This is a genomic window from Nocardia sp. NPDC059764, assembly GCF_042732555.1.
Taxonomy (GTDB): Bacteria; Actinomycetota; Actinomycetes; order Mycobacteriales; family Mycobacteriaceae; genus Nocardia.
This window is the reverse complement of sequence record NZ_JBHWHH010000031.1, coordinates 15,225-27,864: the sequence shown is the minus strand read 5'-3', so window position 1 is coordinate 27,864 and position 12,640 is coordinate 15,225. Positions and strand designations below refer to the sequence as shown.

The following is a 12,640-nucleotide window of genomic DNA, read 5'->3' as shown; positions in this document are numbered from 1 at the left end:
TCTGTCCGGCGCCGGGCGGCGATTCAGCCCTGGACCAGGGGCGAGAGCGCGCGCCCGGCCAGTTCGACCGTGCCCGCCTCGTGCCCGTTGGTGACCAGGTTGACGATGATGCCGTCGATGCCGTGATCGAGGACCCGCGACTGGATCTGCTCGGCCACTTCGTCGGGGGTGCCGACGAATTGGCGGTCGGCGGGGGAGTTGCGCAGCGCCTCGTTGGGCAGCGCGCCCAGGTCGGTGATGCCGATGCGGGCCAGCATCTCGGCCTGGGTCTTACGGGCGCGGTCGCCGTCCTCGTCGACGATGACGAAGGCCAGGAAGCTGGTCTCCAGGGTCTTCGGGTCGCGGCCCGCCTCGTCCAGCCGCGCGTGCAGGGCGTCCAGCTTGCGGGGCAGCTCGGAGGCGTTGCAGATGATGTTGAGGTGGTCGGCGAAGCGGGCCGCCAGCCCGAAGGTCTTCTTCTCGCCGCCGCCGCCCAGCAGGATCGGCAGGTCGTCGCGTACCCGCGGCTCGTTCATGGCGTTCTTCGTCCGGTACCACTTGCCGTCGAAGGTGGAGTGCTCGCCGCGCAGCATCGGCGTGATGATCTCGAGGGCCTCCTCGAGCTTCTCGAAGCGCTCGGTGAAGGTGCCGAAGTCGAAGCCGTAGGCCTGGTGCTCGAGCTCGAACCAGCCCGCGCCGATGCCGAGCACGGCCCGCCCCCGGCTCACCACGTCCAGGGTGGTGACGGTCTTGGCGGTGAGCGCCGGGTTGCGGTAGGTGTTGCCGGTCACCAAGGCGGACAACTGGATTCGCTCGGTCGAGGCCGCGAGACCGGACAGCGCGGTGTACGCCTCCAGCATCGGTTCCTCGGGCGCTCCGAGGAGCGGCAACTGGTAGAAGTGGTCCATCACGAAGGCCGCGTCGAAGCCCGCCGCCTCGGCCTCGCGCGCCTGCGCCACCACCGCCGGGAAGAGGTCCCGGGGCGCGACCCCGTAGCTGAAGTTCGGCATCTGATACCCGAGTCGAATGCTCATGAGCGCCACGGTAGGACTTGGAGCGCACTCCAAGTCAACCGCTGAAATTCCACCCTGGTCGCCCGGCGTGGGTCAGGTGGTGGCGTGGCGGGCGGCGGCCTGGAAGGCGGCGATCACCATGGCGACGGCGGGCCGTTTCTCGGCGTGCGGGCGGGTGGCCAGATCGTAGACGCGGGCGGCGCGCACCCCGGCCAGGCGCAGCATCACCAGGTGCGGGTGGCGGACCGCGTAGCGGGGCATGAGGGCGACGCCATACCCGGTGGCCACCAGGGCCTCGATCACGCTGAACTCGTTGAGCCGCTGGGCGATCCGCGGTTGCACGCCGGTCACGGTGGCGATGGAGCGCAGCACGTCGTCGACCGGGAAGCCGGTGCGCACGCTGATCCAGGTCTCGTCAGCGAGTTCCGCGGGCACCACCGCACCCTGCCGGGCCAGCCGGTGGTCGGGCGCGACCACCACGTCGATGGGCTCCCGCATCAGCACTCGCGACGCCACCCGCGGCCCGGTGAGCGACGGCGCGCGCTCGTCGCGGTGGGTCAGCACCACGTCGTAATCGGCCAGCAAGCGCGGCACCTCGCTGGGCGGCACGTCCTCGTCGCTGGCCACCACGTCGACGCCGCCGCCCGCCAGTTCGGCCAGCACGTGCGGCAGCAGCAGCGCGGCCCCGGACGGGAAGAGCGCCACCCGGACCCGTCCGCGCGGCGATCCCCGGTACTCGGCCATCTCGGTGACCGCGCGTTCCATGGCCGCGAGCACCTCGTCCGCGCGCATCACCAGCGCCCGCCCGGCGTCGGTGAGCCGCACCCGCCGGCCGTCCGGCTCGAGCAGCGCCACCCCGGCCTCGCGGGCCAGCACCTTCAGTTGCTGCGAGACCGCGGAAGGCGTCATGGACAGCGCTTCGGCGACCGCGGCGACTGTTCCGCGATCGGCCAGTTCCCGCAGCACCCGCAGCCGTTCGAGCGACATCAGCGGCCCGTCGGCGCGGGGCGGTTCAGGGCTCGGCACAATTAAGTTCTACTACATCGTGAGTGCAGAATTATTCGATTGTCCTTACTTATTAGCGCCAGCAATATTCTCGGCATGACCAATCGCGATCGTCTGCTCGGACTCGCCGTCGTGGTGCTGTGGGGCCTGAACTTCCTCGCCATCCACGTCGGGCTGGAGCACTTCCCGCCGTTCTTCTTCGCGGGACTGCGGTTCGCCGTCATCGCGATTCCGGTGCTGCTGTTCGTGCCCCGGCCCCGGGTGGCGTGGAAGTGGTTGCTGCTCTACGGGATCGGGTTCGGGATCCTGCAGTTCGCCTTCCTGTTCACCGCCCTGCGGACGGGGATGCCGACCGGGCTGTCCTCGCTGGTGCTGCAGTCGTCCGCGCCGTTCACGGTGCTGCTGGGCGCGGTATTCCTGCGGGAACGGCTGCGTGGGGTCCAGTTGGCGGGGATCGCGGTGGCCATGGCGGGCATGGCGGTGATCGGCTGGGATCGGGCGCATCACGCGGCCCTGGTGCCCCTGCTGCTGACGCTGCTGGGCGGATTGGGCTGGGCCTTCGGCAATATCGGGTCCCGGCTGGCCGCGGCCTCGTCAGCGGACGTGAATCCGCTGCACCTCACGCTGTGGATGGCCGTGGTGCCGCCGATCCCCCTGTTCGCGCTGTCCGCGCTCACCGAGGGGCCGAGCACCGGCTGGAACGACCTGATCGCGTCGTTCGCGGCGACCGGGTGGCCCGCCTTCGCGGCCCTGGCCTACATCGTGGCGCTGGGCACCATCGCGGGTTCGGGCCTGTGGACCTATCTGATGAGCCGCTATCCGGCGAGCACGGTGGCCCCGCTGTCGCTGGCCGTGCCGGTGGTGGGGATCGCCGCCTCGTGGGCCTTCCTGCACGAGTCACCCTCGGCATTGTCGCTGGTCGGGGCGGTGATCGTGATCGCGGGCGCGTTCACCGCGACCTCGGCGGGCCGCCGGGTCCCGGCGGTCGAGGCGGAGGCCGCCACGCCCGGGCAAATTCGACACGCCCAGCCGACACGCCGCCAAATTCAGGACCCCGCGCTCGTCGAGGCCTAGCTGAGCAGTCCGGTTTGTTGTTGTTCGACCGAATTCCGGACCTTCGGGATGAAAATTTCCACCCCAACCGACCATCTGTCTGCGACAGCTCCATAGGATGCTGACCAGGCGTGGGAGGTAACGGGTATGGCAGGACAGCGTTTGTCCGTCACGCGGCGATCAGTGCTGCGTGGAGCAATGGCGGCCGGGGCGATGGCGGGAGCGGTGGCGGCGGGAGCCGCCCGTCCCGGCACCGCCCACGCGGCCGCCGGACGTCGGGTAGCCGTGCTGGGCGGTGGTGTCGCGGGTCTGACCGCGGCGCACGAACTGGCCGAACGCGGTTTCGAGGTGACCCTGTACGAGCGGCGGGCGCTGGGCGGCAAGGCGCGCAGCATTCCCGTCCCGGGCAGCGGCAAGGACGGGAAACCGGAACTGTGGGGTGAGCACGGATTCCGTTTCTTCCCCGGCTTCTACCGTCACATTCCAGACACCATGCGGCGAATCCCGTTCGCGGGCAATGTCAATGGCGTATGGGACAACCTGGTCGCGGCGTCGGAGGCGCGCTTCTCGCGCAAGGGCACCGACGACACCATCATTCCGATGGGCAAGGCCGGGAAACCGTGGTCCACCCCCGACAACTTCCGCGAAACAGTCGGGTCCGCGATCACCACCTCCACCAATATGGGCACGGCCGACGCCCTCTATTTCGCCAATCGCCTGCTGGTCTTCAACACCAGTTGCGACGCGCGCCGCAATGGCCAGTGGGACAGCGTGGCGTGGCGGGACTACGTCGGTGCGGGCAAGCGCTCCAGCGAATTCCGCATGCTGTTGTCCAGAACGCTCACCACCCTGCTGGTGGCCGCCAAGGACGACAAGGCCAGCACCCGCACCATCGGCAATATGGGCGAGCAGTTCCTGGGCAACCCGCTCGAGACCGGCAATGACGGCCCGCTCGACCGGCTGCTGAACGGCTCCACCAACGAGGCCTGGATCGACCCCTGGGTCAACCGGCTGCGCGATCTCGGCGTCACCTTCGTCAACGCCGAGATCCGTGGACTGGAACTGGACGGGGCGCGCATTTCCGGTGCGCGGATGGTGGATTCGTCGGGAGCGGCCCAGACAATCGAGGCCGACCATTTCGTGAGCGCGCTGCCCGTCGAGGTGGCCCGCACCCTGTGGACGCCCGAGATCCTGTCGCTGCGACCGGAATTGGCGGGCATGAGCCAGCTCACGGTGGACTGGATGAGCGGCATCCAGTTCTTCCTGCGCCGCCGCACCGATATCGCGCGCGGCCACGTCGCCTACGTGGATTCGCCGTGGTCGCTCACCTCGATCGCGCAGGGCCAGTTCTGGAATCGCACGCCGGTCACCGGACTCGGTGACGGCACCGTGCGGGACTGCCTCTCGGTCGACATCTCCGACTGGAACACCCCGGGCATCCTCTACGGCAAGCCGGCCAAGGAGTGCACGCACGAGGAGATCGCGCGCGAAGCCTGGGCCCAGCTCGACGCACACCTCAACGACCGCGGCGAGCTACTGCGCAAGGACGACCTGCACTCCTGGTTCCTCGACACCGGCATCACGTGGGACGCCGCGCAGCAGCGCAACACCAATGCCGACCCGCTGCTGATCAATACCGCGGGTTCGCTGGCGCTGCGCCCCGATTCGCACTCCGACAGCCTCCAGAACCTGTATCTGGCGGGCGATTACGTACGCACCAACGTGGACCTCGCCACCATGGAGGGTGCTTCGGAATCGGCCCGCGCGGCGGTCAACAAGCTGCTCGACGTGACCGGTTCGGACGCGCCGCGCTGCAGGCTGTTCACGCTCTACCGCGCCCCCGAGCTGGAGCCGTTCCGGCAGCTGGATGTCCAGCGGTACGCCGCCGGTCAGCCGAATCTGTTCGACGCCTGAGGGAATTCCTCACACCGGCGGAAAAGAGCTGGTGTGAGGGCATCCCGTGCGCGTTGAATCGGGGACATGAGCGAGATCACGGACCCGGTCGAACTGCGTGAACTACTGGGGGAGGTCGCTCCGCGGCCGCGGGACAAGGACCGCTACACCCTGCACGAGCGGGATCGGGAGTGGATCGCGCGCTCGCCGTTCGTGGTGCTGGCCACCAGCGCCGCGGACGGCACCTGTGATGCCTCGCCGAAGGGCGATCCGGTCGGATTTGTGCGGGTGCTCGACGACAAGACCATCGCGATCCCGGAGCGGCCCGGCAACCGCCGCGCCGACGGCTACCTCAATATCCTGAGCAATCCGCATGTGGGCGTGCTCTTCATGATTCCGGGCCGCAACGACACCCTGCGGATCAACGGCCGCGCCCGATTGCTCCGGGACGCACCGTATTTCGACGACATGATCGTCAAGGGCCATCGCCCGATCCTCGCCATCGAGATCGCGATCGAGCAGATCTTCTTCCACTGCGCCAAGGCGTTCATGCGCAGCGCGCTCTGGCAGCCGGAGAGCTGGGCGGCCGACACGCTGCCGGGCACCGCACGTCTGGTCAAGGATGTGCAGCCGGCCACACCCGAGACCGTCGAACAGCTCGAGGAGTACTACAGCGCCGACAGCTACCGAAAGATGCTCTACAACGGCTGAGCAGGCATGTTCGCGGCCCGTCTCGTTCTGGACCGAGCGAAGCGGGGGAGCGGAGGGAGGGAAGAACGAGACTTCGGGGGCCGCGAACCAGCCCGGAGCGGAGCGGAGGGCAAATGGGACACAGCACCGCGTGCACGCTGGTTCCTCGTTCCCCATAAACTCGCGGTCGTGGCAGACATCTCGATGCGCGGACAGCTGGCGCTGCGGGCGGCGACGGCGGCGTCGTGGGCCTCGCGGCGGGCCGGGCGGGGCAACGGCTCGATGATCGGCGGTTTGATCGCGCTGAAGATCGATCCCTCGCTCATGACGCAGCTCGGCCGCGGCAAGCGCACGGTCCTGGTGACCGGCACCAACGGCAAGTCCACCACCACCCGCATGACCACCGCGGCGCTGCAGTCGCTGGGCCGGGTCGCCACCCAGGCCGACGGCGCGAACATGGACGCCGGGATCGTGGCCGCGCTCACCGCGCACCGCACCGCGCCGCTGGCGGCCATCGAGGTCGACGAACTGCACCTGCCGCACGTCGCCGACGCGCTGAACCCGTCGGTGGTGGTGCTCCTGAACCTGTCTCGCGACCAGCTCGACCGGGTCGGCGAGATCAATATGATCGAGCGTCGCCTGCGCGAGGGCATGGCCCGGCATCCCGCGGCCGTCCTGGTCGCCAACTGCGACGACGTCCTGGTCACCTCCATCGCCTACGACCACCCGAACGTGGTGTGGGTCTCGGCCGGCAGCGGCTGGGCCGTGGACGCCACCAGCTGCCCGCGCAGCGGCGAGCCCATCGTGTGGGAGGGCGAGCACTGGTACAGCACGGGCGCGGACTTCCAGCGCCCGGAGCCGCAGTGGCGGGTCGACGAGGCGGGCCTGCACGGCCCTGACGGCCTGGAACTGCCGCTCTCCCTTGCCCTTCCGGGCCGCGCCAACCGCGGCAATGCCGCCCAGGCGGTGGCCGCCGCGGTCGCGCTGGGCGCGGATCCGGCCGTGGCCGCCGCGGCCACCGGCACCGTGAAGGAGATCGCGGGCCGCTACCGCAGCGTCGACGTGGACGGCCGCAGCACCCGCATGCTGCTGGCCAAGAACCCGGCGGGCTGGCAGGAAGCCCTGTCCATGATCGACCCGGCCGCAACGGGTCTGGTGATCGCGGTCAACGGTCAGGTGCCCGACGGCGAGGACCTGTCCTGGCTGTGGGACGTGCGCTTCGAGCACTTCGAGGGCACCCAGGTGGTGGCCGCCGGCGAGCGCGCCACCGACCTCGCGGTGCGCCTCACCTACGCCGGCGTCGAGCACATCACGGTGGCGGATCCCTTGCGAGCCATCGCCTCCTGCCCGCCGGGCCGGGTCGAGGTGCTGGCCAACTACACCGCGTTCCGCGACCTGAACCGCGACCTCGAAGAGAAGACGGGCGCCCGCGCATGAGCGGTCAGGCCCGGAGGCGGCTGCGCAGTGTAACCATGGAGGGCCCCGCGAAGGCGCGAGAGGATAGAGCATGACACGAGAATCGACCGTCCGCATCGGCCTCGTGCTCCCGGACGTGATGGGCACCTACGGCGACGGCGGCAATGCCGTGGTGCTGCGCCAGCGGCTGCGCATGCGCGGCTACGACGCCGAGATCGTCGAGATCCCGCTCACCGAGCCGGTTCCCAACTCCCTGGACCTCTACACCCTCGGCGGCGCGGAGGACTCGGCCCAGCGGCTGGCCACCCGCCATCTGCAGCGCTATCCGGGCCTCCAGGAGGCCGCTGGACGGGGTGCGCCGGTGCTGGCCATCTGCGCGGCCATCCAGGTGCTGGGCCACTGGTACGAGACGTCGTCGGGTGAACGCGTCGACGGCGTGGGCCTGTTCGACGTCACCACCGCGCCCCAGGACAAGCGGGCCATCGGCGAGGTCGCGACCCAGCCGCTGGTGCCCGGCCTGTCCCAGCCGCTCACCGGCTTCGAGAACCATCGCGGCGGAACCAAACTCGGTGGCGACGCCAAACCGCTGGCCCGGGTCACCAAGGGCGTCGGCAACGGGGTCGGGGACGGGCTCGAGGGCGTCATCCAGGGTTCGGTGCTCGGCACCTACATGCACGGCCCCGCCCTGGCCCGCAATCCCGAGCTCGCCGACTATCTGCTCGGCCGTGCGCTGGGCGTGGATTCGCTTCCGCCGCTGGAGCTTCCGGAGGTCGATCAGCTCCGCCGGGAACGCCTCCGGGCCTGATGGCGGGCTGATTTCGGCGTCGCCCACGGGATCGGGGGCTTGTGCCGCGGCACAGCCGTCTCGAATGTCCGGTTAGTGATCTCCCACGAAGGTATTGAGGCGATGGCGACCGGCCGGTAATCTCGCGCGCGGTCACGCGTGATGAGGGAGGTGACCGGTTGCGTAGGCGCACCATGTTGAAGGCTGCCGGATTGGCGGCTCTGCTGGCGGGCGTCGGAACGGGTGCCGCTACGCGCGGCGCCGGGTCCGCGTCGGCCAATCCGTTGTGGAACGCACTGTTCGAGGCGTGGGTCCCGGAAATCTTTGCGCCACTGCCGGATCCGCCCGAGCACACCGAGGCCATCGTCATCGGCTCCGGTTTCGGCGCCGCGGTGACCGCGCTGCGACTGGCCGAGGCCGGTATCCAGAACACCGTGCTGGAACGCGGTTCCCGCTGGCCCAACGACCCGTGGCGGGAGATCTTCACCGGCGACGAACTGCCCGACGGTCGCGGCTTCTGGCATCGCACCAGCTTCACCGGGATCACCAAGGTGCCGGTGCCGTGCGCGTCCTTCGGCGGCGTCCTGGACGTCACCGAGTATCCCGGCATCGACGTGTGGCGCGCCTCCGCGGTGGGCGGCGGCTCGATCGTGTTCACCGGCGCCATGGTCGCGCCGCCGAAGCACCTGTTCGACCACGTTTTCGGCGGCGTGGTGGACTTCGGCGAACTGGACTCGGTGTACTACCCCCGGGTTCGGCAGATGCTGCGGCTGTCCCCGATGCCGCAGGACGTCTACGACTCCGCGCCGTTCGCGCACTCGCGGGTGTGGGACCAGCAGGTCCGGGCCGCGGGGTACACGCCGGAGGCCAACGACTCGATCTTCAACTGGGACGTGGTGCGCGCCGAGCTGGCGGGCAACAGCCGCGCCTCGGCCACCGCGGCGCGCAGCAATCTCGGCAACTCCAACGGCGCGAAGTTCGACCTCAACCAGAACTACCTGCGCTACGCCGAGGGCACCGGCCGCACCGGCATCTTCCCGGGCCACCGGGTCGACACCATCGGCCAGGACGCCAACGGCAAATACGTTGTCACCGTGAGCAAGCTGGCCCCGACCGGTCAGGTGCTGCGCACCCGCACCCTCACCTGCGACAAGCTGTTCCTGGGCGCGGGCTCGGTCGGCACTTCCGAACTGCTGGTGCGGGCCCAGGTCACCGGCGCCCTGCGCAACCTCAACGAGCACGTCGGCGACGGCTGGGGCACCAACGGCGACGTGGTGCTGGCCCGCAGCTTCAGCTACCCGTCCATGAACGGCGGCGGCGTCCCCAGCGCCAGCCGCATCTTCGACGACGCGGGCATGCCGCTGCACCTCGAGAACTGGTACGTGCCGGGCATTCCCATGGACACCGGCGCCATCGCCTCGCTGGGCATCGTGCTGGACCCGACCCGCGCCCGCTTCGGCTACGACAGCGGCCGCAATGCCGTCGGACTGGCCTGGCCGCGCGCGGCGCAGGATCGGATCGTGGACGCGTGCCGCGCGGTGGATCACAAGGTGGGACAGGCCAGCGGCGCGATGGTGGACTACACCGCCATCGGATTCGACGCCCAGGGCTTCTTCACCGCGCACCCGCTGGGCGGCGCGGTGCTCGGTCGCGCGACCGACGGCTACGGGCGGGTCGTCGGCCACCCCGGCCTGTACGTCATGGACGGCGCGGCCATCCCGGGCAGCACCGCCACGGTGAACCCGTCGCTCACCATCACCGCCATCGCCGAACGCAATATCGAGGCGATCATCCGCGCCGGAAAGTAGCCGGGCGGAAGGCATTTCGCTGTTGTCCACAGTTCCCCAAGGGGGCTGTGGACAAACTTGCGACGCGGAATGCTGCGATAGGGAAAGACCGGTCGGCGGGAAATCTGCTGTGCGGAACACCGCCTCACCGAGGGTTTGCGCCGACTACGCTGGCGGCGACCGTTCGAGGAGGAAGGGGACGTTGTGACCGAGCTCGGCGCAGCGGAGGCCGATGAGTTTCCGCACAAGCCCCCGGCCCTGTGGAGCGATTTCCTCATGCTCGCCCTCGCGGTGGTGTCCGTCGTGCTGGTCGCCTGGATCACCTTCTTCCCGGTATCCGACCACACCTACCGGATGATCCGGATCGCCGACTACAGCATCTGCGCGGTGTTCGCCGCCGAATTCCTGTGGCGCTGGCGGCGCGAGGGCTGGAGCTGGACGTTCCCGTTCATCTACTGGTACGAGGTCCTCGGCATGATTCCGGTGACCAGTCCGTTCTTCCGCGGGTTCCGGCTGCTGCGGATCGTGGTGATCGTGGTGCGGCTGGGCCGGGTGGCCGACCGCGCCTTCGGCGACCGGATCACCGCGGCGGTGGTGAACCGCTCGATCGGGGCCATCGTCGAGGCCATCGAACGGCCGCTCACGATCCGGGTGCTCGACGAGGTCGGCGAGGTGATGCGTGCCGGGCACTACACCCGCAATATCGCGAATGCGCTGGAGGAGAACCGCTCCGAGATCGATCAGATGATCGTCGAGGTGATCCGGAGCGATCCGCAGCTGGGGAAGGTGCGCTACATCCCGTTCCACGAGGAGATGATCCGCGGCATCGCGGACGCCAGCTTCCGGGTCATCTTCCAGGTGCTGGCCGATCCGCGCACCGACGAACTGGTCGCGGACGCGCTGCGGGAGAACATCAATCAGCTCCGCGACGCCGTGCACGCGGGCACCCGGGTGCCGGAGGCGATCAACCACCGGCTCGCGCCGGTCCCCGGCTCGCCGGTATGACCGCTCAGTACGTCCCGTGCCGGATGAGATCGCGCGGCTGGGCGTAGCGCACCACCTCGAACACGATCAGCGCCAGCAGCACCGCGCACAGGATGCCCAGCGCCGCCAGCGCGGGCAGCGCCGAGGCGAGCGGGATCAGCGCCACCAGGACCACGGCGGCCACCAGTCGCGGCACCAGCACCGTGCCGGTCGCGTAGTGCCGGAACCCGACCAGCGCCAGCAGATAGGCCGCCACACCGCCGTACAGTGCGAACAGCGGGATCCCGTGCAGCTGGTCGCTGAGCGAATGCCCTTGCGCGCCACCCACGTAGTTGAGCACCTTCTTCAAACCCAGTGCCATGGACACGATTCCGGCGATCATCGGGAAGTGCCAGAAGGTGTAGCAGTTGCGGGCGATCTGGATGCGGCGCTCACCGCCGGCCTGGTGCATGGCGCGCTCCACCACCAGCGCGGCCACGTCGAAGTAGGCCCACCACAGCAGCCCGGCCACGCCGAGCCCCAGCATCGAGCCGACCGTGATGGACCACGAGATCGGCAGTCCGGCCACGCCGACGCCGATGGACACGATGGACTCGCCCAGCGCGATGATGACGATCAGCCCGTACCGCTCGGCGAAGTGCGAGGCCGAGTAGAGCCGCCATTCGTTGCCCGCGAAGAACGTCCAGCCCATCTCCCACACCAGGGCGGCCAGCCACAAACCGAGCTGGGCGGTGCCGGAGGTGAGCGCGCCCATGACCAGCAGCACGCTGGCCACGCTGAGTGATCCTGCGGCCCAGCGGATCACCTGCCGCCGCAATTGGGCGTCGTGGGTGCTGGCCATCCAGAACACGGTCAGATGGACGACCCGCACGACCAGGTAGCCGATCACGAAGACCAGCGGCCCGTACCAGCCGCCGGGCAGATCGTGGAAGGCCTCGGGAATGGTGAGCGCGATGATGAACACCGCGCCCATGGCCACGAACATGGCCACCCGGGCGATGCCCTCGTCGGCCTTGATCACATTGCCGAGCCAGGAGTAGCCGATCCAGGCCCACCAGAGCATGGTCAGCATCAGCAGGGCGCGCAGCAGCGTGACACCGGAGGTGTCGTGCGCGGCGAAGTCGGTGACCATGGTGAACGCGAAGACGATCACCAGGTCGAAGAACAGTTCCAGCTGGGTCACCGAGGCGTCCTCGGCGACCGGGGTCATGCGGGTGCGAACCGAACCGGGCATGGCAGACATACTGCCGGTTCGCGCGGTCGAACGGCAGTGCCGGCGGCGAGTGTTCGCCCTCGGCGTTACGGGGTGAGCCGAGGTTACGCGGTGCCGAAGCCGGGCTCGAACCCGCGGCCGTAGTCCAGACGCTGCGGGTAGCCGGGCTGGGCGTAGCCGCCCTGCTCGTAACCCTCGGCGTAGGGCGCGGGTTCGGCGGCCTCGGCCGGAGCGGCCTCGACCTCGCCGAGGCCCTGCAGGCCGGTGACGGATTCGACGAAGGCGATGAAGTTGCTGATCAACGCCTCGCCCTCGCGGCGCGCGCTGCGCTTGAGGACCATGCCGGGCACCGGGATCGGCAGGTAGAGCTCGGAGTGGTACCAGACTTCGGTTGCGCCGTCCTCGATTTCGGCGAGGTCGAACCAGCTGGTGCCGCCGGCGCCGGCGCTGGACTCGGTGACCCGCCATTCGACGCGGGTCTCGGTGCAGCTGAACTCGACGACCTGCCGGTCCGGCCGGCCCATCAGATTGGCCGAGACGTAGACCCGCTTCGGTCGGCCGAACCGGTCGCGGCTGGCGACCCGGACGTCCTGGTGCGAGGGCGACCAGTCGGGCATCTGCTCGACCATGAGCAACGCGTCCATCACCTGATCGGGATCGAGGTCGATCACGAACCGGTGGTCAGTTTTCGTGCGCATATCTACCCTCCACTCGGGGACCGATTGTGACCAGGGTCGCTGCCAGAGTCAACTGCGCATCCCACCACTTTTGACCGACTGGTCGGTCTGATTGGCCGCAATGTCCCAGCTCCGCGTGGAAATCC

11 protein-coding genes are annotated in these 12,640 nt (G+C 69.3%); 7 read left to right on the top strand and 4 right to left on the bottom strand.

Going from position 1 to position 12,640, the window contains the following annotated elements; translation table 11 throughout:
* Positions 1 to 23: 23 nt before the first annotated feature.
* Complete coding sequence (locus ACFV4K_RS09435) at positions 24 to 1,013, bottom strand: LLM class F420-dependent oxidoreductase (protein ID WP_379273458.1); 990 nt, start codon at positions 1,011 to 1,013, stop codon at positions 24 to 26.
* Positions 1,014 to 1,085: 72 nt separating this feature from the next.
* Positions 1,086 to 1,979, bottom strand: coding sequence for a LysR family transcriptional regulator (locus ACFV4K_RS09430; RefSeq protein ID WP_379273489.1), 894 nt, complete (start codon positions 1,977 to 1,979; stop codon positions 1,086 to 1,088).
* 114 nt (positions 1,980 to 2,093) lie between these two features.
* On the opposite strand from ACFV4K_RS09430, the gene ACFV4K_RS09425 reads away from it, so the two are divergent.
* The 7 genes from ACFV4K_RS09425 (at position 2,094) to ACFV4K_RS09395 (ending at position 10,625) form a co-directional block, all read left to right on the top strand.
* Positions 2,094 to 3,071 carry an EamA family transporter gene (locus ACFV4K_RS09425; RefSeq protein ID WP_379273456.1) on the top strand — a complete coding sequence of 326 codons (978 nt, stop codon included), beginning with the start codon at positions 2,094 to 2,096 and terminating at the stop codon, positions 3,069 to 3,071.
* Positions 3,072 to 3,197: 126 nt separating this feature from the next.
* Positions 3,198 to 4,964, top strand: coding sequence for an FAD-dependent oxidoreductase (locus ACFV4K_RS09420; RefSeq protein ID WP_379273454.1), 1,767 nt, complete (start codon positions 3,198 to 3,200; stop codon positions 4,962 to 4,964).
* A 66-nt stretch (positions 4,965 to 5,030) separates the two neighbouring features.
* Positions 5,031 to 5,654: a pyridoxamine 5'-phosphate oxidase family protein gene (locus tag ACFV4K_RS09415; protein WP_379273452.1), complete on the top strand. Its 624-nt coding sequence runs from the start codon at positions 5,031 to 5,033 to the stop codon at positions 5,652 to 5,654.
* A 183-nt stretch (positions 5,655 to 5,837) separates the two neighbouring features.
* On the top strand, positions 5,838 to 7,070 hold the full coding sequence (locus ACFV4K_RS09410; RefSeq protein WP_379273487.1) for a MurT ligase domain-containing protein: 1,233 nt from the start codon (positions 5,838 to 5,840) through the stop codon (positions 7,068 to 7,070).
* Positions 7,071 to 7,140: 70 nt separating this feature from the next.
* A complete protein-coding gene (locus tag ACFV4K_RS09405) occupies positions 7,141 to 7,854 on the top strand; it encodes a glutamine amidotransferase (protein ID WP_357275433.1) in 714 nt (237 codons plus the stop codon).
* Positions 7,855 to 8,027: 173 nt separating this feature from the next.
* The gene (locus tag ACFV4K_RS09400) at positions 8,028 to 9,641 is read left to right on the top strand and encodes a GMC oxidoreductase (protein WP_379273485.1); all 1,614 of its coding nucleotides are present in this window, start codon (positions 8,028 to 8,030) and stop codon (positions 9,639 to 9,641) included.
* A gap of 183 nt (positions 9,642 to 9,824) precedes the next feature.
* On the top strand, positions 9,825 to 10,625 hold the full coding sequence (locus ACFV4K_RS09395; RefSeq protein ID WP_379273450.1) for an ion transporter: 801 nt from the start codon (positions 9,825 to 9,827) through the stop codon (positions 10,623 to 10,625).
* Between the two features lie 4 nt (positions 10,626 to 10,629).
* Here ACFV4K_RS09395 and ACFV4K_RS09390 read toward each other — a convergent pair whose 3' ends face one another.
* Positions 10,630 to 11,838: a low temperature requirement protein A gene (locus ACFV4K_RS09390; RefSeq protein WP_379273449.1), complete on the bottom strand. Its 1,209-nt coding sequence runs from the start codon at positions 11,836 to 11,838 to the stop codon at positions 10,630 to 10,632.
* A gap of 83 nt (positions 11,839 to 11,921) precedes the next feature.
* The gene (locus ACFV4K_RS09385) at positions 11,922 to 12,515 is read right to left on the bottom strand and encodes an SRPBCC family protein (protein WP_379273447.1); all 594 of its coding nucleotides are present in this window, start codon (positions 12,513 to 12,515) and stop codon (positions 11,922 to 11,924) included.
* Between the last annotated feature and the right edge of the window lie 125 nt (positions 12,516 to 12,640).